General features: G+C 63.8%; 18 protein-coding genes and 1 pseudogene. 14 read left to right on the forward strand and 5 right to left on the reverse strand.

Annotated elements, in window-relative coordinates; genetic code table 11:
- Positions 1 to 183: 183 nt before the first annotated feature.
- The 8 genes from BST44_RS04130 to BST44_RS04165 are packed head-to-tail and all read left to right on the forward strand — an operon-like array spanning position 184 to position 6,549.
- Positions 184 to 1,587 carry an aromatic ring-hydroxylating oxygenase subunit alpha gene (locus BST44_RS04130; RefSeq protein WP_009953907.1) on the forward strand — a complete coding sequence of 468 codons (1,404 nt, stop codon included), beginning with the start codon at positions 184 to 186 and terminating at the stop codon, positions 1,585 to 1,587.
- Positions 1,584 to 2,171, forward strand: coding sequence for a 3-phenylpropionate/cinnamic acid dioxygenase subunit beta (locus BST44_RS04135; RefSeq protein ID WP_009953908.1), 588 nt, complete (start codon positions 1,584 to 1,586; stop codon positions 2,169 to 2,171). The genes BST44_RS04130 and BST44_RS04135 overlap by 4 nt, the downstream gene beginning before the upstream one ends.
- A gap of 50 nt (positions 2,172 to 2,221) precedes the next feature.
- A complete protein-coding gene (locus tag BST44_RS04140; RefSeq protein ID WP_196771120.1) occupies positions 2,222 to 2,479 on the forward strand; it encodes a hypothetical protein in 258 nt (85 codons plus the stop codon).
- Positions 2,476 to 3,282: a 3-(cis-5,6-dihydroxycyclohexa-1,3-dien-1-yl)propanoate dehydrogenase gene (gene hcaB, locus BST44_RS04145; protein WP_009953911.1), complete on the forward strand. Its 807-nt coding sequence runs from the start codon at positions 2,476 to 2,478 to the stop codon at positions 3,280 to 3,282. The genes BST44_RS04140 and hcaB overlap by 4 nt, the downstream gene beginning before the upstream one ends.
- A 37-nt stretch (positions 3,283 to 3,319) precedes the next feature.
- Positions 3,320 to 3,517 carry a ferredoxin gene (locus BST44_RS04150; RefSeq protein ID WP_009953912.1) on the forward strand — a complete coding sequence of 66 codons (198 nt, stop codon included), beginning with the start codon at positions 3,320 to 3,322 and terminating at the stop codon, positions 3,515 to 3,517.
- Entirely contained in the window at positions 3,517 to 4,761 is a 1,245-nt protein-coding gene (locus tag BST44_RS04155) for an NAD(P)/FAD-dependent oxidoreductase (protein ID WP_009953913.1), read from the forward strand. Before BST44_RS04150 ends, BST44_RS04155 begins: the two co-directional genes overlap by 1 nt.
- A 7-nt stretch (positions 4,762 to 4,768) precedes the next feature.
- A complete protein-coding gene (locus BST44_RS04160) occupies positions 4,769 to 5,554 on the forward strand; it encodes an IclR family transcriptional regulator (RefSeq protein ID WP_009953914.1) in 786 nt (261 codons plus the stop codon).
- Positions 5,551 to 6,549 carry a substrate-binding domain-containing protein gene (locus BST44_RS04165; RefSeq protein WP_036390486.1) on the forward strand — a complete coding sequence of 333 codons (999 nt, stop codon included), beginning with the start codon at positions 5,551 to 5,553 and terminating at the stop codon, positions 6,547 to 6,549. Before BST44_RS04160 ends, BST44_RS04165 begins: the two co-directional genes overlap by 4 nt.
- 21 nt (positions 6,550 to 6,570) lie before the next feature.
- On the opposite strand, the gene BST44_RS04170 is transcribed toward BST44_RS04165, so the two are convergent.
- From BST44_RS04170 to BST44_RS04180, 3 genes are all read right to left on the reverse strand, one after another.
- Positions 6,571 to 7,551 carry an amidohydrolase family protein gene (locus BST44_RS04170; protein WP_052955271.1) on the reverse strand — a complete coding sequence of 327 codons (981 nt, stop codon included), beginning with the start codon at positions 7,549 to 7,551 and terminating at the stop codon, positions 6,571 to 6,573.
- Between the two features lie 28 nt (positions 7,552 to 7,579).
- Positions 7,580 to 8,155 carry a MarR family winged helix-turn-helix transcriptional regulator gene (locus BST44_RS04175; RefSeq protein ID WP_020415598.1) on the reverse strand — a complete coding sequence of 192 codons (576 nt, stop codon included), beginning with the start codon at positions 8,153 to 8,155 and terminating at the stop codon, positions 7,580 to 7,582.
- A gap of 100 nt (positions 8,156 to 8,255) precedes the next feature.
- On the reverse strand, positions 8,256 to 9,749 hold the full coding sequence (locus tag BST44_RS04180; protein ID WP_014379557.1) for an aldehyde dehydrogenase family protein: 1,494 nt from the start codon (positions 9,747 to 9,749) through the stop codon (positions 8,256 to 8,258).
- 354 nt (positions 9,750 to 10,103) lie between these two features.
- Here BST44_RS04180 and BST44_RS04185 point away from each other — a divergent pair, with 354 nt between their 5' ends.
- Genes BST44_RS04185 through BST44_RS04205 form a run of 5 tightly spaced genes read left to right on the forward strand, consistent with a single transcriptional unit; the run spans position 10,104 to position 14,259 of the window.
- A complete protein-coding gene (locus BST44_RS04185) occupies positions 10,104 to 11,030 on the forward strand; it encodes a VOC family protein (protein ID WP_009953924.1) in 927 nt (308 codons plus the stop codon).
- Positions 11,030 to 11,824, forward strand: a complete 795-nt coding sequence (locus tag BST44_RS04190; RefSeq protein WP_047322053.1) for a 2-keto-4-pentenoate hydratase — start codon at positions 11,030 to 11,032, stop codon at positions 11,822 to 11,824. Before BST44_RS04185 ends, BST44_RS04190 begins: the two co-directional genes overlap by 1 nt.
- Positions 11,821 to 12,606, forward strand: a complete 786-nt coding sequence (locus BST44_RS04195; RefSeq protein WP_009953926.1) for a 2-keto-4-pentenoate hydratase — start codon at positions 11,821 to 11,823, stop codon at positions 12,604 to 12,606. The genes BST44_RS04190 and BST44_RS04195 overlap by 4 nt, the downstream gene beginning before the upstream one ends.
- A 4-nt stretch (positions 12,607 to 12,610) precedes the next feature.
- Entirely contained in the window at positions 12,611 to 12,808 is a 198-nt protein-coding gene (locus tag BST44_RS04200) for a tautomerase family protein (protein WP_009953929.1), read from the forward strand.
- The gene (locus BST44_RS04205; protein WP_009953930.1) at positions 12,805 to 14,259 is read left to right on the forward strand and encodes an aldehyde dehydrogenase; all 1,455 of its coding nucleotides are present in this window, start codon (positions 12,805 to 12,807) and stop codon (positions 14,257 to 14,259) included. Before BST44_RS04200 ends, BST44_RS04205 begins: the two co-directional genes overlap by 4 nt.
- Positions 14,260 to 14,595: 336 nt before the next feature.
- Here BST44_RS04205 and BST44_RS04210 read toward each other — a convergent pair whose 3' ends face one another.
- Complete coding sequence (locus BST44_RS04210; RefSeq protein WP_225323274.1) at positions 14,596 to 15,561, reverse strand: dihydrodipicolinate synthase family protein; 966 nt, start codon at positions 15,559 to 15,561, stop codon at positions 14,596 to 14,598.
- 2 nt (positions 15,562 to 15,563) lie between these two features.
- Entirely contained in the window at positions 15,564 to 16,745 is a 1,182-nt protein-coding gene (locus BST44_RS04215) for a cupin domain-containing protein (protein WP_225323275.1), read from the reverse strand.
- 526 nt (positions 16,746 to 17,271) lie between these two features.
- On the opposite strand from BST44_RS04215, the pseudogene BST44_RS04220 reads away from it, so the two are divergent.
- Positions 17,272 to 18,324 (forward strand): annotated as a pseudogene (locus BST44_RS04220) (IS256 family transposase); the annotation flags it as partial.
- Positions 18,325 to 18,360 lie beyond the last annotated feature (36 nt).

Genomic DNA, 18,360 nt, shown 5'->3' on the forward strand with positions numbered 1-18,360 from the left:
ACCCGCGGGGCCAACGAACGGAGAGTTGCGACCAGGCATGGGTATCGATCCCGTCGTTGTGGGACAGGCGTTGTCCAACGTAGCCCCCGATCATAGGACCCAACTCATTTGCAGCTCATGTCTTCCTGCAGAGAGCGGTCCTGCCACCAAGGGGGCGTTGCCCCGTTGCAGAAGGAAGGTGTCATGACCGACCAGTCCGTGGTCCTCGATGAGGTTCGCCGAGGCATGATCCCGGCCCACATCTATAACGACCGGGAGATCTATGAGTTGGAGAAGCAGCACATCTTCGCCCGGGCGTGGATTTTCGTCGGCCACGAATCGGAGATCGCACAGCCAGGAGACTATGTCGTGCGGCGGATTCTCGAGGACTCGTTCATCATCACCCGCGACGAAAACGGCAATGTCTGTGCGCATTTCAACATGTGTCTGCACCGCGGCATGCAGGTATGCCGGGCGGAGATGGGCAACGCCTCGCACTTCCGTTGTCCGTATCACGGATGGTCCTACCGCAATGACGGCAGGATCGTGGGATTACCCTTCCATCAGGATGCTTACGGCGGCGAGGAAGGATTTGCCCGCAAGGGACAACGGCTTCTGCCGGCTCCCAACGTTGCCGTCTACAACGGCATGATCTTTCTCAGCCTGAACGCCCAGGCGCCGCCACTGGAAGATTACCTGGGGGACTTCCGGTTCTACCTCGACTTCTACACGCGGCAGAGCTCGCGTGGCATTGAGCTGCACGGACCACAACGCTGGCGGATCAAGGCCAACTGGAAGATCGGCGCCGAGAACTTCGCCGGCGATATGTACCACACGCCCCAAACGCACACCTCGGTGGTCGAGATCGGGCTCTTTCGTGAGCCCAACGCGCAGAAGCGCAAAGAGGGCGCGCTGTACTGGGCCGGCAATGGCGGCGGAACCACCTACAAACTGCCTGACGGATCGTTGGTGGACCGGCTTCGGTACGTCGGCTATCCCGACCAGATGATCGAGCGGATGAAGCAGAGTTGGTCGCCGGAACAGATCGCCCTTATCGGTACCGACGGCTTCATGTTCAGTGCCGCAACGCTGTATCCCAACCTGTCATTCGTGCACAACTGGCCGAAGGTCGCCGACAGCGACGATGTGCTTCCGTTCATCACGCTGCGGCAGTGGCAGCCGATCAGCGAGGACGAGACCGAGGTGCTGTCATGGTTCGCCGTGGACGCCGACGCCCCGGAAGAGTTCAAGGCGCTGTCCTACAAGGCCTATCTCATGTGCTTCGGTAGTACCGGCATGTTCGAACAGGACGATGTCGAGAACTGGGTGTCGCTGACCAACACCGCGGCCGGCTCGATGGCGCGGCGATTACTGCTCAACAGCCGGATGGGTCTGCTCGCCGATGACTCGGAGGTAGCGCCTCCACTGCCTGCCGACCGATTCAGCGGACCGGGTATCGCCCGTCAAGGTTACAGCGAGTTCAATCAGCGAGAGCTCTTGCGGCGCTGGGCAAATGATCTACAAGCAGGTTCTGCTGAGACGGCACGCCCGGAACCATCCGACGGTGTGACGGTCAATGGCGGCCCCGGGACAGTGACGCGAGTATGAGCACCGCCCCCGACACCCATTCCAGCCGGTCCCGACTCGGAGGGTCGGCATCGCGCGTCACCCGGACAGGCAAGACACTGCGATTCGACGATGAGCGGCACCTGGTCGCCCACCAGTGGCTGGTGGACGAGTCCTATCTGCTGGACGCACAAGCGTATTCGCAGTGGCTCGAGGTTCTCTCTGAGGACATCCACTATCTGATGCCGGTCAGGGTCACGACGGCACTGGCCGCCGGCTACGACACTTCGCCTGGCATGGCACATTTCGATGAAGACAAGTACTCGTTGTCTCGCCGGGTAGCCCGCTTCCTCACCGAACACGCCTGGACCGAGGATCCGCCGTCCCGGCTGCGCCACCACCTGTCGAACGTGCGGACCTTCGCTACCGACGACCCGGACCACCTGATCGTCGAGTCCGCCACCCTCCTGTTCCGGAGTAGAGGCGACGTGCGGGAAGGTGCCTTTCTATCCGCGGGCCGGGAGGACCTGCTGCGGCTCGAGGGCGAGCAGTGGCGGCTGGCCCGTCGCATCATCTCGGTCGACGAATCCGTCATCCGGATGCAGAATCTGGCGGTGTTTCTGTGACGCCCCCCGAGCGTGAGCAGACTGGCTCGCCGGGCGCGGCACGCAGTGAGCTGCTCAAACATGTTGTCGGCGAACCGATCACAATCGGTAACGAGTTCAGTGAGGTGCGCCTCACCCGGGTCGATACCCGCAACGGCTCGCGGCTGCTGATCGAATCGCAGAAGTCCGGGCAGTGGGTGGCGCTGTGTCCTCTCGAAGTCGAGGCCCTGACGTGGCAGTCGACCGCGACATTCTCGGCAATGATCGGACACCCCTTCGGATCCCTGGTCGACGAGCGGTCGGGTCAGTCCGCTCCGGAGTCGTGGTGACCGGCTGGCTCACCGGTCGGCGGGCTCTTGTCGTGGGCGCCGGTTCGGGGATCGGCAGGGCGGTGGTCGACGCCTTCCTGGATGAGGGTGCGCGCGTGGCTGTTCTGGAACGCGATGAGGAGAAGTGCTCGGCGCTGAGCGCCCAGCATCCCGACGTCCCCGTGGTGTGTGGCGATGCGAGCTTGCGCGCCGCCAATGACGCGGCCGTCGACGCCGCTGTCGAGGCGTTCGGCGGTCTGGACGTGCTGGTCAACTGCGTTGGGGTGTTCGACTTTTACCGCAGCATTGAAGAAATCGACGTGGACGTGCTCGACGAGGCATTCGACGAGATCTTTCGCGTCAACGTCAGAAGCTACCTGCATTCGGTCAAGGCGGCGCTTCCCGCGCTGCGTGAATCCGAGCGGCCCGCCATCGTGCTGACCGAGTCCACGTCCGGGTACTACGCGGGGCGAGGTGGGGTGCTCTACGTGGCTTCCAAATTCGCCGTCCGCGGATTGGTCACCGCGCTATCTCATGACCTGGCGCCGCAGATCAGGGTCAACGGTGTTGCCCCCGGCGCCACCCTGGGTACCGACCTTCGCGGCCTGGCCGTTCTGGGCATGGCGGACCGCAGCATCTCGAAAGTGCCCGGTCGTGCCGAAGAGATGTCGGCGCGCGTTCCCCTGCAGGTCGCCTTGTCCGCTGAGGACCACGCGTGGAGTTACGTTTTCCTGGCATCGCATCGCGCCCGTGGCATCACCGGCGACGTGATCCACCCCGACGGAGGCATGAGCGTTGCCGCGGCCCCGAGGAAGCGCAGTTGAGCACTCGCACCGCACGATCGGAAGAGAGGGGACAACTATGCCCAGACTCCACGCTGACTACCAGTCGTGCCAGGGTTATGGCAACTGCGTAACCGGCGCTGCCGACACCTTCGATGTCGACGACGACGGCGTGGTGGTGCTGTTGCGCGACACCTTCGCAGAGCCTGAGCGCTCACGAATCGAGGACGCGGTTGGCAGTTGCCCCGTGAACGCCCTGAGCATCGAGGCCGACTGATGTCCGGGCAGACCGTCGTCATCGTGGGGTCGTCCGTCGGCGGAGTGCGCACCGCGAAGGCGCTACGATCCCAGGGCTTCGGCGGCCGAATCGTGTTGATCGGCCGCGAGAGCAATCTGCCCTACGACAAGCCGCCCCTCTCTAAGCAGTTCCTCGCAGGCTCGTGGGATCAGAGCCGGCTGACGATGCTCACCGCGGAGCAAGCCGACGAGGCCGGTATCGAACTGCGCCTCGGCAACGCAGCTGAGCAACTTGATCTTGCTGATCGAGCGGTGGTCCTCGCCGACGGCGCGCGCGTCCCATTCGACATCCTGGTCGTCGCCACCGGCGCTGATGCGCGACCGGCCCCGTGGCCGGTGGCCTCCGGCGTTTATCTCGTGCGGACGCTCGACGACAGCCGTGGACTGGCTCGCGCGCTGGCGGCCGCCGGACCGGTGGTAGTCGTGGGCGGCGGGTTCATCGGCGCCGAGGTGGCCTCGACTGCGCACGCCGCGGGGCGGAACGTGACCATCGTCGATCCGCTCACCGCGCCGATCGGCCGGATCGTCGGGGCTGAACTCGGCGCCATCCTCACCAGCGTGCACGCGAGGCACGGGGTGCAGACGCGATTCGGCGCCGGTGTCGAGTCGGTCGATGGTCGCGAGGGCGATCTTCGCGTCACCCTAACGAGCAACGAGACGCTGCGCGCGGCCATCGTGGTCGTCGGTATTGGCGCCATCCCCAACGACGCCTGGCTATCCTCCTCCGGACTGCTGATCGACGATGGCGTGGTGTGCGACGAATTCTGCCGCGCGGTAGGGCATCCGGGCGTCTTCGCGGTCGGTGACGTGGTGCGCTGGCGTCATCCTGGGCATAAGGAAGATGTACGCGTCGAGCACTGGACCAACGCCGCCGAGCAGGCCGCCTGTGTGGCCCACAACATCACCCACCCCGACGAACTGCGTTCCTACGCTCCGACCGAATACGTGTGGAGTGACCAGTACGACTGGAAGATACAAATCGCCGGGCGGCCGCACCGAGCGACGCTCGATCGGATCGTTGGCGACCTGGACGTCGACCCGCCGCAGAGTGCAGCAGTATTCGGCGATCAGGACGGGATGCTGACTGCGGCTGTCACCGTCAACTGGCCGAAGGCCTTGATGCTGTGCCGCAGAATGATTGGCGCGGGAACGACCGTCGCCGACTGCCTGGCGGAAGTGGAACGCTTACCGCAGCTCAACGTAGGCCAATCGGCCGGAGGGTGATCACCGGATGACTATGGAAGCAGAACCGATCGTTGCCCGGGCATACGGGCCGACACCCCAGTACCCCGTGGAATCGGTCGACAACGCCTTGCAGATCGTCATGCTCCTGGCGACCCGGAATGAACTCCGGCTTACCGATGTGAGCGCCTACCTCGGCGTGGCGAGTTCAACGGCGCACCGGCTACTCGCCATGCTGTCCTACCGCGGACTGATCCGCCAGGATCCGAAAACTAGGGCCTACCGTGTAGGACCGGGTCTGGATCTGCTCGCCTTCAGCGTGCTGCGCCAGCTGGATGTCCGCGACCGTGCCCGGCCGGTGTTGGAAAAACTGAACGCCGGTCTAAGGGAAACCGTGCATCTGGGAAGGCTGGAAGGCGCCGAGGTCGACTTCGTCGCCTCCATCGAGAGTCCGCAGGCGCTGCGGGTGTCTAACCGTCTGGGCGTGGCGATGCCCGCACACTGCACGTCGACCGGCAAGGCGTTGCTTTCCGCTCTTGGGCCCGGGGAGCTCGACCGGCTCTATCCCCACGCCGATCTGATCCAGATGACGCGGAATTCCATTGCATCGAGGGTGGCGCTCGATGCGGAGCTCGCCGAGGTGCGCAAGCGCGGGTATGCCATCAGTAATGAAGAGGGCGAGGTGGGCGTGATCTCCATCGCAGTAGCGCTGCGCGGCGGATCGTATGCCCTCAACGCATCGGTGCCCGTCAGCCGAATGACTAAGCGCTTGCGCAGAACAGTGCTCAGTGAGCTGATTGCTGCTACCGATGAGATCGATGGACTGCTGCCATGAACCGGGCAGAGCGTCTCGAATTGACCTACGGTGGCGAACTTTATGACAGAACGCGTCGCCTCTACACGGGCGAGGTCGCACCTGAGGGTATACGGATGCGCTACCTGCACACCGCGATCGAAGACCTCTTCTGGCGCCAGGGCAAGTACGGCGAGTTCGACGTGGCCGAGTATTCGATGGGCGCATACCTGTCCACGGTTGACGATCCCGATCGGCCTTTCGTCGCCCTCCCGGTCTTCCCGTCTCGGCTTTTCCGCCACTCCAGTGTCTACGTGCGCGACGACGCGAATGTGTCCGAGGCGGCCGACCTCAACGCCGGCGTCATCGGGACCCCCGAATGGAGCATGACCGCCTCGTTGTGGATGCGCGGCATACTGGGCGAGCACCACGGTGTCGATCTCGCGTCGATCCGTTGGCGCACAGGTGGTCTCGAGGAGCCGGGTCGTCAGGAGAAGGCGCCGGTGACACCCCCTGCCTATTTCGACGTGTCCCGCATCGACGACGAGGACACCCTCAGCGAACAGCTGATCCGCGGTGAACTGGACGGACTGATCACAGCGCGTGCCCCACGGGCGTTCCTGCAAGGCGATCCGCGGATTCGACGGTTGTGGCCAGACTTCCGTGCCGTGGAGCGCGCCTATTTCGAGGCGACTCAGATTGTTCCGATCATGCATGTGGTGGTCGTCAAACGTTCGGTGTTGACCGCTCATCCATGGGTGGCCAACAACCTCGTCGATGCGTTCGAACGGGCCCGCAAACCCGTACAGCGGGAGCTTATCGACACCGCAGTCTGCACGACCAGCCTGATATGGGAGTCCTCCTACGCGGAAGCAGAAAAAGACATTCTCGGCGATCCCTTCCGCTGCGGCGTCGCTGAGAACCTCGCCGCCCTACAGGCACTGCTGGCCTACGCGCACGAGCAGGGGTTCAGCGAACGCCCGCTGCGACTCGAGGATGTGTTCGTACCGTCGACCGTCAGCGCAGCGCGCGTGTAGCCCCAACAAACCCGCTGTGACTCAGGCGAGTCCAAGGATCCTCTCGGCGGTCAGCACGCTGACCGCCGAAGTGACCGCGTCGGGGAGACCGGCGCCGAGCAGGGCCGCTCCTGCTGGTCGTTCGGCGATGGCGAACGGATAATCGGTGCCGACCACCACCCGATCTGCCCCGACCCGCCCGACCAGAGCCGCAACCGCGTCCTCGTCGAAGAGCAGCGAGTCGTAATAGAAGCGGCCGGCATAACTCGACGGACGGTCGCTGCAGTACGTCACTGCCGATGAGTTCTCCCAGAATCGCTCGATTCTCGGAAGCAGTGCCAGAAATGCACCTCCGCCGTGAGCGAGCAGAATGTCGAGGTTGGGATGGCGGTCAAGAACGCCGCCCATCACCAATGACGCTGCAGCCGTCGCCGTCTCAGCGCCCATTCCGATGGAATCGGCGAGACCGTGCTTCGTGAGCCGATCCGAACCCAGCACCTGCCACGGGTGTACAAAGACCAGAGCGCTGTGATCGGCACAGGCCGCGAAGAAGGGATCCAGCGCGCGGTCGTCGAGATTAAGTCCGCGGACGTTCGAGCCGATCTCGACACCAGCGAGGCCGAGAACCTGCCGAATTTCGACGACCATCTCCGCGGCCCGGTCCGGGTCCTGCAGCGGGACTGTGCCCAGCCCGCTGAACCGCGCCGGATATGCGCGAACCGCGTCGGCGATCCATTCGTTCTGCACCCGCGCCATCTCGGCCACGCCATCGGCGCTCAGACCATAAGAGAAAGTTATCGGTATGGGTGAAATAACCTGTCTTGCAACGCCGTCAGTCTCCATGTCGGCGAGTCGTCGCTCCAGGTTCCAGCATTGGTCCGTGATCGAACGAAAGTGCCGGTCGCCGAGCATGATATCGGCGCTACACGGACCGGTTTCCACCAGTTCCAGCCAGGAACCCGCGAAGCGTCGGCCGAAGTTGGGTAGGGAGCGGGGCAGGCCATGGGTGTGGAGATCGATCACAATATCGCCTGAAAAGACGCCGGTAGTCTCATGAAGACACCTGACCACGGAGCCTCGGGCGTGGGCGCTTGAGATCGGCGCCATTGGTGACGGTCTGGCAGTTCTGTTCGATCGAGTCGTAGAACTTGCCGAGCAACGTCTGCAGCTGACGCTTCTGCGGGGGTGTCAGATCGCTCATCAGGGTCTGTAGGTATGCCCAATGTCCGGGCAGAAACTTGCGTAGAAAGGCGCGGCCGGGTTTACCGATGCGGATCAGGAAGGACCGACGGTCATCGGGATTCGTTATGCGTTCGACGTAACCCCGCCGCGCCAACCCGTCCACGACACCGGTCAGGTTAGCCGGCAGCACGGAGACCGCCTGACCAAGAGCCCCCATCGTCAGCGGCTCCGAGGCGCGGTCGAGCACCGTGAGGATATTGAGCTGGCTGATGTTCAGGTCATGCGGCAGTAGTTCGCTGACGTGAGCCCGCTCAAAGGCGGTCGCGGTACGGAACAGCGCCAACGTCAGTCCCAGGACTGCGGTGTCGAATCCCGGATCCTCCCGGTCGGCCGCCCTTGCGATCTCCTCGGCGATCGAGCGTGGGTTACGGGGTCGTCGCGGCATGGGATCGCCTCCCGATTTGATCACGATTGTGGATAGTTCCGGTTCTGTACAGTACCGACGTCAACAAATTTGTCGCGGTGTCGGGTGAATGGTTTACAACTCACGGGAGAGGAATGTTGACGGTCTTGGTCTGGAGGTAACTCTCCAATTCCTCGACTCCCTCTTCGGTACCTGTTCCGCTGTCCTTGCGCCCACCGAACGGCGCACCCAGAAAGTGGCTGCCGCTGCCGTTAATCCACACATAGCCGGTGTCAAGCCTGTCTGCCACCGAGACTGCGGTCGTGATGTCGTTGCTCCAGATCGCGCCGGTTAGACCGAACGGTAGTGCGTTGGCCTGAGCGATGGCGGCGTCAAGATCTGTGAATCGCAGCACCGACAAGACCGGGCCGAAAATCTCCTCACGGGCAACGGTCATCGACATGTCGACGTCGGCGAAGACCGTCGGCTCGACGTAGAAGCCCGCCTCGAATTGCTTCCCCGGCGGCCGTCCGCCGCCGGTGACCAAGCTAGCCCCTTCGCGTTTCGCGACGTCGATGTAGTGATTCACCTTGTCGAACTGCGCTTGGGATACCAGGCATCCCATCTCGGTGGCCGGATCCAGCGGATGACCGATCCTGATCGACTTCAATCGCTCGACCAGGCCGGAAACCACCTGGTCGTGAAGTGACTCGTGAAGAAAGAGCCGGGTCGTCGATCCGCAGGACTGTCCCTGGCTCCAATGACAGTTCATGCCGAAAGCCGCGCCCTCGACGACGGCGGTCGGGTCGGCGTCTGGGCAGACGATCATCGCGTTCTTGCCGCCGAGTTCCAGGGTGACGTGTTTGATGCCCGCCTCGGCTGCCGCGGCCATCACTTTCTGGCCAGTGGGGACGCTGCCGATGAGTGCGATGCGCTTGACGTCGCGGTGTCGGACCAGTGCGTCTCCCGCCACCGCACCGCTTCCCGAGATGATGTTGACAACGCCGGGCGGAAACGACTCGAGAACCACCTCGGCCATCAGCAGGGAGGACAGCGGAGCCTGATCGGGCACCTTGAGAATCAGTGTGTTGCCGGTGATCAGCGGAGCGCCTACTTTGGCGGCGGCGAACAGGATGGGGTGGTTATAGGGAATTATCCGCCCGACCGCGCCGTACGGTTCTTTGCGGGTCATCAGCCAGCTGCGCGTCATCGACGGAAGGGTGTCGCCGGTGACGCTGAAGGCCACCGCCGCGTGGTAGTCGAGCCACCGGCTAGCCATAATGACGTCGCCGACCATGGCTGTCACGGGATTGCCGGTGTCGATAGCGTCGAGCAGACCGAAATCGGTTGCGCGGGCACGCAATCTCTGCGCGAACGACCTAATCATCTCCGAGCGCTCAAGCAATGTGGTGCCGCGCCATTGCGGGAACGCCGCCACCGCCGCCGCGACAGCTGCGTCAACGTCGGGGAGGCCCGCGGCAGGAACGCGGGCGATGGTGGAGCCGTCATGCGGGGCGGTGATCTCCATCGCCGCGCCGTCAGCGGCGCTGACGCGGTCGCCCCCGATGAGCATCCGCCAGTCACGGTCGAGCAGCCTAGCGACGTCCGTCTTGTTGCTTTCGAGAGAGGATTGCACGTGCTATGCCCACTTTCTGGAGGACCACTCGTCAGCGTAAGCCGACTCTAGCGGTTAAACCTGCCGTTGAGCCTATATCCACAAATATTTCATAACTATAACTAATTCGGACGCTACCGCACACCGCTACGTGGCCGCGACCAGGTCACGTAATGGCCTGTTGCGCAGGGCGAATCTTGCGACTTCGATCCGACAGGGGTCATTGCGCTCGCCACCTCCCTAGGTGTGCAGGGACGGCTTTGACCCGAAGGGCAGTACGCAATATAGTTCACAAGCATAAGTAAAAACCGAGTGGCGCATCTGGGATGTCGCGGTGCGGGCTGAGTTGCCTCGTCAGGTTCAGGAAGGTCGGAGATGATCGAACTGCAGGACATTGCTTACGTGCGATCGGGGGTGACCGATCTCCAGCGTGCGACCCGCTTCGCGGTCGACATCGTGGGACTGGATCCGGTCGCGCAGGACCAAGGTGTCACCTATTTGCGGGCCGACGGCCGTCATCACTGCCTAGCGCTGATCGAAAGCAACCGGCCCGGCGTCCTCGCATCGGCGTTCTCGTTGCGAGACGATGCCGCGCTCGAGTCAGCCGAAGTCGAGTTGCAGCAGTACGGCTGCACGGTTTCGCGTGGCACCGAACAGGAAGCGCGACACCGACATGTTCGCAATTTCATCGCTTTCGACGACCCCTTCGGCAATCACGTCGAATTGGTCACGGGCCAGAGCACCCTGGCGCGTCCGATCAACTTCGGTCGACCCGCCGCAGGTATCACGGAGTTCGGCCACCTGTGCCTCGATGCCCCCGATGTACGGGCTGCGCACGCCTTCTGGTCTACGGTGTTCAGCGCCAAGGTGTCCGACTGGATCGGTGAGGGCGCTTGCCTGATGCGAATAGACCCCGTCCATCACAAGCTCGCGTTCTTCCAGAGCGACGCGGGACCAGGCTTCTGTCACATCAACTTCCAGGTCGAGACGCTCGACGATGTGATGCGCAATTGGCGATTCCTGCAACAGAACGATGTGCAGATTCTGCATGGGCCAGGCCGTCACCCGACGTCGACGGCCATCTTCGTCTACTTCCTCGGGCCCGACAACCTGACCTACGAGTACTCATTCGGGGTTCAGTTGATTGAAGACGAGGCGTGGACCCCCCGCATGTTCGAGCTCGGAGAGCCGGGCTCGATCGATATGTGGTTGGGTCCAACCCAGCGGACCGTCTCCCAGAGTCAACTCGTAGGCCGCTCGACAGCATCGCTTTCTGTCGTTGCGCCTGAGCTCAGCGTGTGATGCGTACCGAAGAGTGCCATCAGATGGCCGAGGAGCTGCTGGCGGCCTACCAGACGCGCAGCCCGATCGCCCCGCTGACCGACCGATTCCCTGACTTGACCGTGGCGGAGGGCTTCGACATCCAGCGAGCACAGGTCGACCGGTGGATGGCCGAAGGCCGGATCATCAAAGGCCACAAAGTTGGCCTGACCTCTGCGGCCATGCAACGCCAAATGGGGGTGAATCAACCGGATTTCGGTGTCTTGCACGACCAGATGTTCCACCCAGAGTCCGATCCCATCCCGGTGACTGCTTTCCTGCAGCCGCGTGTCGAACCGGAGATCGCCCTAGTAATCAAGCGTGACCTTGCCGGTCCCGGCGTGACAGTCGCCGAGGCCCTGGCCGCGGTGGACTTCGTGCTGCCGGCACTGGAAATCATCGACAGCCGCATCGCCGACTGGCGTATCAGCGTCGCCGACACGGTTGCCGACAACGCCTCGTCGGGGGGAGTCGTGCTCGGCGGGCGTCCTGTTCGACCCACAGATGCGGACCTTCGGCTCCTCGGATGCAACCTGTACTGCAACGGCGAGGTGGTCGCGACGGGTGCCGGGGGAGCGGCGCTCGGCTCGCCGGTGATATCGCTGGCATGGCTGGCCAACACCCTGGGTCAGCAGAACGACTGCCTGAGAACCGGTGATGTCGTGCTGCCGGGTTCGGTGACCGCGGCACAACCGGTGCGACCAGGCGATGTCTGGACCGCGCAGTTTGCCCAACTCGGGCTCGTCACCACACGTTTCGCCGCAGGAGAGTCGTGAATAAATGGACCGTTGATCGGGCGGCCTCCGCGCTGCTTGACGCAGAGGACACGCGAACCGCCCGCAACCCGATCACCGATGATTGGGCCGACCTCGACCTGAGGACCGCCTATGCGGTTCAGGACGAGGCGTTGTGCCGCCGAGTCGAGCGTGGTGAAAGCGTCGTCGGTGTGAAGCTGGGCCTGACGTCTCGAGCCAAGCAGCAGCGAATGGGTATTTCGTCGCCGCTCGTTGCGTGGCTGACCGATGCGATGACGCTGCCCGCCGGGGCGCCGTTGCCGGCGGGCGTGTTGATTCATCCGCGCGTCGAGCCGGAACTCGTCTTCGTCATGAAGGAGCGGTTGAGCGGTCCCGGTGTTACAGCGGCACAAGCGATGTCAGCGGTGGGGCACGTCTACGCGGGCATGGAGATCATTGACTCCCGCTATCGCGATTTTCGGTTCACGCTGCCTGACGTCGTCGCCGACAACGCCTCATCGGGTCGATATCTGACGGGCCCAATCGGATTGCCGCCGGAAGAACTGGACCTCTCACTGGAGGCGTGCTTAGTCGAAGTCGACGGCGTCATCGTCGACAGCGCCACCGGAGCCGCGGTTCAAGGTCACCCTGCGGAGGCGCTGGCGCTGGCGGCGAACGTGCTCGCCGACCGGGGGTTGGCGATCGAACGCGGTTGGATTGTGCTCACCGGCGGGATGACCGATGCGGTTGCGCTCGGTCCTAAAAGCGTTGTGAGAATGCATTTTTCGAACCTAGGCTCACTGGTCGTCCACGAAGGGAAGTAACGCGATGCCGTTAGTCGAAGTCACCCTGGTCCAGGGCCGGGCACCACACCAGTTACGCACGCTAATCAGCGAGTTGACCGACGCCGTCGAGACGGCGCTGGGCGTCTCACGTTCCGCCATCCGGGTGGTCCTGCGTGAAGTTCCCGATACCCATTGGGCCGCCGGTGACGTGACCATCGCCGAGCGCAACAAGAGTTCATGATCATGACCGAGCTCATACCTCACGTCATCGATGGTGAAGAGACCGAGTCGGCCAGTCAGGCGTGCTTCGACACCGTCGATCCGTGGACCCGCCAGCCGTGGGCCAGGGTGGCGCTCGGCGGCGCTGAGGAGGCCGCCCGGGCCGTAACCGCGGCGCGCCGGGCCTTCGACGAAGGCCCCTGGCCACGAATGGGTTTGGCTGAGCGGGGCGCGATTCTGCACCGGCTGGCCGATCTAATCATCGAGCATCGCGACGAGCTGGCCCTCGCGGACACCACCGATATGGGAAAGCCGATCACCGACACACGAGGCAACGACGTGCCGCGGTCTGCGCAGAACTTCCGTTTCTTCGCAGACCATGCGCGGCTCTCAGCCGGTGAAGCACTGCCGATGGACACCGGTCACCATGCCTACACCAGATTCGAGCCGGCGGGTGTCGTCGCCGCGATCGCACCGTGGAACTTCCCGCTGATGCTTGAGACGTGGAAGGTCGCGCCGGCCCTCGCGTGGGGAAACACGGTCGTCCTCAAACCTGCCGAGGACACTCCCGCGTCGGCGACCATCCTGGCGAGACTTGCCCTGCAGGCCGGGATGCCCGATGGCGTCCTGAATGTCGTGCACGGATATGGTCCCGATTCTGTGGGATCCGCGCTCACCGGCGATCCCCGCGTTGACAGGATCACCTTCACCGGCGAAACCGGTACCGGCAGAACCATCGCGGCGGCGGCGGCGGCCCACCTGACCCCGGTAAGCCTGGAACTGGGCGGAAAGGGTGCCAACCTGGTCTTCGCCGACGCCGACCTCGACAGCGCGGTGAGCTGGTCGATCCGGGCCATCTTCTCCAATGCCGGGCAGGTGTGCCTCGCCGGTAGCCGCCTGTACGTCCAGCGGCAGGTCTACGACGAGTTCTTGGCACGTTTTGTGAGAGCCTCCGAATCGCTGATTGCTGGAGATCCGAAAGCCGTTGACACCCAGGTTGGACCGCTGGCCTCGCAAGAACACTGGAAGAAGGTCCGCTCCTACGTCGAGGGGATCCCCGCCGAAGGGGGCACCATGCGCACGGGTGGTCAGGGCGAGGGGTGGCTCATCCACCCGACGGTCGTAACCGACCTGCCTGCAACCGCGCGCCTCTGCCGTGAAGAGATCTTCGGCCCCGTCGCGGTCGTCGCGCCGTTCGACACCGAGGCAGACGGCATTGCTGCAGCCAACGACACACCCTACGGGCTAAACGCGATGTTGTTCACCGAGAACCTCTCGCGTGCCCACCGCGTGGCAGCCGCGCTGAACGCGGGCACCGTGTGGGTGAATTGCTTTTTCATTCGTGACCTGCGGGCGCCGTTCGGCGGGGTGGGTGATTCCGGAATCGGCCGTGAGGGTGGCACATTCAGCCGCGAATTCTTCACCGAGCCGAAGGCGGTGGTGATGGCGATCAGTGACGGTGGCACCGCCTAGGACGTCGCTGATGTAGTGACCTGCAGCGGTGCCGGAATTGGCGGTCCGTGCTCGCGACTTATGACACGGGGGGCTTGAAGTTGAACGGTGCAAATCAGCCGATCTCGGGCACCCGCCGCACGATCCGAAACACCCCGTCATGGCCCCACCGTGCTCGGCCGGCAGACGGATACTGCCCGCAGACAACCGATCGCCGACCAGCAGCAGCACTTCATCAAATCGACCCAGCTGGTATCCGTCTAAGTGCCTTGCATGTGATCCTCGTCGCCCATCCGCGCCAAACCTGCTCCCGCCCAACGAAACTCAGTCACTAGAACGGAACCGTCCTAGGTCACCTCAGCGCAAACCGCGGTGCTTCTGCTCCAGTTCCGCCCACCGGCGGCCGGTCTCCTCACCGCCAGCGACCATGTCGGGCGGAGCATCGGTGTAAGGCGGCCGACTGGGCCCGCAGTCGATCAAGCCCGCTCCGCGGAACCGGCCACGCCCGACCGGAATGCTGTAATCCATGAAGCGCGACATGTCACCGCCGAACTGCGGGGCCAACGCCCAGTTCACCTGCTCGGAAATGCGATCCGCCTGTGCCCAGTCCTCGGACAGCACGGCGCGCGACAGCGCAGCCAACGGGGACGGTGCACAGGCCACGTTCCCCGACCAGCAAGCCGTGGCCCTAGCGGGAAAGCGCTTGGCAACGCGGACCCAGTCGCTGTCGAGGGGCAGCACGGCAACCTTGTCGCCGAAGGCCTCGATGTCGCCCTCCAGTGTCGGTCCGCCTGCGTGCTTGGTCGCCACGACCTCGGGCGCATCGGCAAGTTGCCGGTAGGCCTCGACGCTAATCTTTCCTTTGAACGCGGCGGGGTTGTCATAGATGACGACCGGTACCCCGGGCAACGCCTCGGTGATATCGCGATAGAAGCGCACGATGCCGGCGTCGTCGAGCGGCAGCCACATCGGACGACCTACGAACAGTCCGTCGGCGCCCACATCGATCGCTTCGCGACCTCGTGCGATGGTGTCGCGGGTGTTCAACGTCGTCACGCCGGCGAAGAAGGGCACCCGACCCCGGATCGTCTCGGCGACGCAGGACGAGAACTGAAGCCATTCTTGATGAGTCAGCGATGCGCACTCGCCGAAGGTTCCGGTGGACATCACGAGCTCGATCCCGGCCTCGACGACCTGCTCGACCATTTTCTCGGTCTCAGCGACATTGACGCTGTTCAGGCAGCGCCAGTCATCGGCGTCGCTGGTCGCAGGCGTCGGAACGATGCCCACGATCCCTCTGATGTCTGCACGGGTGATCGTCATGGTCATACCCTCTTATTCGCCGGGGATGCCAGATCGCCTGGCACCGCGGGATACGGCTGGGTACCGAACGAGTGACGCGGCTCCTCGCGGTACATTCCGAGCACCTCGAGCATGGGAGCGTCGGTTGCGGAGAAGAGCACGGCGTCGACCTCGGAGGACCGGTTCATGTGGGCGTGCCACATCCAGTTGGGCACTACAAACGAGTCGCCGGCAGACCATTGAATTTCCTCGTCACCGACAACTGTGGTGCCTTCGCCTTCGACGACGTAGTAGACCGCACTGGAAGTGTGGCGGTGGCGTTCGGTGCACAGACCCGGACGGAGCAGCTGTGCGAAGCAGTCGATAGTGGGCAGTGTCGGGCCCCCGCTGATCGGGTGGGCGTAGTGCAGGATGACGCCGTCGAACGGGCTTCCGCTACTGTGGCGATGCGTGTCCAAGGCGGCCCGAACCTCGCTCCACGCGTAACGGAACGGAATCCGTTCACCCTGTCGAGCTTCCCACGCGGGGCGTATGTGGGAGGCGCGACTGCTGGTGAAGGCAGCAGCGTCTTCGTGCAACGGCTGCGTGCGCCCACCGAACGGTTCGAAGAACATCTGCCGCAGGTAACCCATGAGCGGTACGTCGAGGATGTCGACCCAGACGCCGCGTTTGTCGCTTTCGTTGTGGTGATCGTGCCAGGAATAGGCCGGCGTGATGATCAGGTCACCGTCCTCCATCGCAAGTTTCTCTCCGTCGACCGCGGTGAACAGGTCGGGGCTACCGTCCACGACGAAGCGCAAGGCGTTGATGGAATGCCGGTGCGCCGGGGCGATCTCGCCAGGCAGGGTGATCTGCATACCCATCGCCAAGGTCTGCGTCGTGCCGTTGACGTCAGGAGCCGGGTTGATGAAAGTGAAGTTCCTGCGGGCAGTTTCGCCGGACACCGCCGTGCACATCTCGGTCAGGGCGCGATCCGCGAGTTCCCATGACCACCGGAACGGCACACCCGCCGGGACGGGACCGTCGGTGAGCTGGACCAGCTGCGCATCGTACTGCCACTGGCCACGGAGGTGCAGTTCGTCAAGCTTCCTGTCGAACTGTGCCAGATCTGAAGCGGGCTCCTGTGTAGTCGTCATAATCCCTTGTCCTCGTGAAGAAACCGTGGCTGTTAGAGACAGGTCGCGATCGACCGCGCCGCTGGTCAACCGAAGGGTCCCGGCGGCCTCGAGCGTCGATGCCTCGGGTCGGCGGGACCACTCCCGGTGATGATGACGCAGCGCTGACGCTAGCACCGGCCGCAGCCGTCCACAAGACACTTAGTATGGTTTGTGTCTAAACAGTACTTCTCGTACTACGCCTTTTATGCAGGCGGTAGCTTCTGGCAGGCCGTCGACCGGGGGATCGTGATCCGTTTCAAAAAGAAACGCCTAATGCTGTGGATCCCACCTCTTCCTCTGCAGGGCGGGAATACACTCTGCGAAGCGGGAAGACGAGGAGGACCCTGATGGCGGCGAACGGCGACATGCTTGCGCGTATCTTCGATGCGACCACTACGACGTTGGCACGCAGTGGCGCCAGGGTAAGTCCCCTGGGGTGGTGGGGTTTCGGAATCGGGGTGTGACGGTGCCGGGCCTTTGCCGGGTGTGTCGTTGCCGGTGTTGGGGTGGGGCCATCGCGTAGTGGTCAGTGAGTTACCTACCAAAGTGACTCAGGAAAAGGACACACCACGCGATGACCCAGGACCATTCTGCTCTGCTGGCCCAGCTCGATGCGTTGAAATCGGCTGATGTCGGGGCGGTGTTCGCCGAGCTGATCCGCGCCGGGCTGCAGGCGCTGATCGAGGCCGAAGCCACTGAGAGGATCGGCGCCGGCCGCTATGAGCGCACCGACGGTCGCGGTACGCACCGTAACGGGCACCGGCCCAAGACGGTGTCCACGACGGCCGGCGACATCGAGGTGCAGGTCCCCAAGCTGCGTGCCGGGTCGTTCTTCCCGTCGCTGCTGGAGCGGCGCCGCCGCATCGACCGGGCCTTGCACGCGGTGATCATGGAGGCTTACGTGCACGGAGTGTCGACGCGCAGCGTCGATGACCTGGTGTCGGCGATGGGCGTGCAAGCCGGGGTGTCCAAGTCCGAGGTCTCGCGGATCTGCGCTGGCCTGGACAAGGAGATCGAGGCGTTTCGCACCCGTAGCCTGTCCCACACCGAGTTCCCGTACGTGTTCTGCGATGCGACGTTCTGCAAGGTCCGTATTGGGGCTCACGTGGTCTCTCAGGCCCTGGTGGTGGCCACCGGGGTGTCCATCGACGGCACCCGCGAAGTCCTGGGCACCGCCGTCGGGGACAGCGAGTCCTACGAGTTCTGGCGTGAATTCCTGACCTCGCTGCGCTCTCGCGGTCTGACTGGCGTTCACCTGGTCATCTCCGACGCCCACGCAGGATTGAAAGCCGCTGTCGCCCAACAGTTCACCGGCTCGTCGTGGCAGCGTTGCCGGGTGCATTTCATGCGCAACCTGCACACCGCCGTATCGGCCAAACACGCCCCGGCGGTGACCGCGGCGGTCAAGACCATCTTCGCCCACACCGACCCCGGCGAGGTCGCCGCACAATGGGACCGCGTCGCCGACACCCTGGCCGCCTCGTTCCCGAAAGTGGCGACGATGATGGCCGAGGCCAAGACCGACGTGTTGGCATTCACCGCGTTCCCGAAGGCGCATTGGCAGAAAATCTGGTCGAACAATCCGATATCCGTTAACCGGCTCTCCGGGGACACGGTTCGGGCTGCAGCGTGAGGTTCACGCACAAGCGCTGAGCACGGATGG

The sequence above is a fragment of the Mycobacterium scrofulaceum genome (genome assembly GCF_002086735.1).
Classification (GTDB): Bacteria; Actinomycetota; Actinomycetes; order Mycobacteriales; family Mycobacteriaceae; genus Mycobacterium; species Mycobacterium scrofulaceum.

Excerpts from the sequence above, each read along its gene's own strand:
- BST44_RS04130 (WP_009953907.1), top strand. The coding sequence starts at position 184 with ATGACCGACCAGTCCGTGGTCCTCGATGAGGTTCGCCGAGGCATGATC.
- BST44_RS04135 (WP_009953908.1), top strand. The coding sequence starts at position 1,584 with ATGAGCACCGCCCCCGACACCCATTCCAGCCGGTCCCGACTCGGAGGG.
- BST44_RS04150 (WP_009953912.1), top strand. The coding sequence starts at position 3,320 with ATGCCCAGACTCCACGCTGACTACCAGTCGTGCCAGGGTTATGGCAAC.
- BST44_RS04155 (WP_009953913.1), top strand. The coding sequence starts at position 3,517 with ATGTCCGGGCAGACCGTCGTCATCGTGGGGTCGTCCGTCGGCGGAGTG.
- BST44_RS04160 (WP_009953914.1), top strand. The coding sequence starts at position 4,769 with ATGACTATGGAAGCAGAACCGATCGTTGCCCGGGCATACGGGCCGACA.
- BST44_RS04165 (WP_036390486.1), top strand. The coding sequence starts at position 5,551 with ATGAACCGGGCAGAGCGTCTCGAATTGACCTACGGTGGCGAACTTTAT.
- BST44_RS04175 (WP_020415598.1), bottom strand. The coding sequence starts at position 8,155 with ATGCCGCGACGACCCCGTAACCCACGCTCGATCGCCGAGGAGATCGCA.
- BST44_RS04185 (WP_009953924.1), top strand. The coding sequence starts at position 10,104 with ATGATCGAACTGCAGGACATTGCTTACGTGCGATCGGGGGTGACCGAT.
- BST44_RS04190 (WP_047322053.1), top strand. The coding sequence starts at position 11,030 with ATGCGTACCGAAGAGTGCCATCAGATGGCCGAGGAGCTGCTGGCGGCC.
- BST44_RS04200 (WP_009953929.1), top strand. The coding sequence starts at position 12,611 with ATGCCGTTAGTCGAAGTCACCCTGGTCCAGGGCCGGGCACCACACCAG.
- BST44_RS04205 (WP_009953930.1), top strand. The coding sequence starts at position 12,805 with ATGATCATGACCGAGCTCATACCTCACGTCATCGATGGTGAAGAGACC.
- BST44_RS04210 (WP_225323274.1), bottom strand. The coding sequence starts at position 15,561 with ATGACGATCACCCGTGCAGACATCAGAGGGATCGTGGGCATCGTTCCG.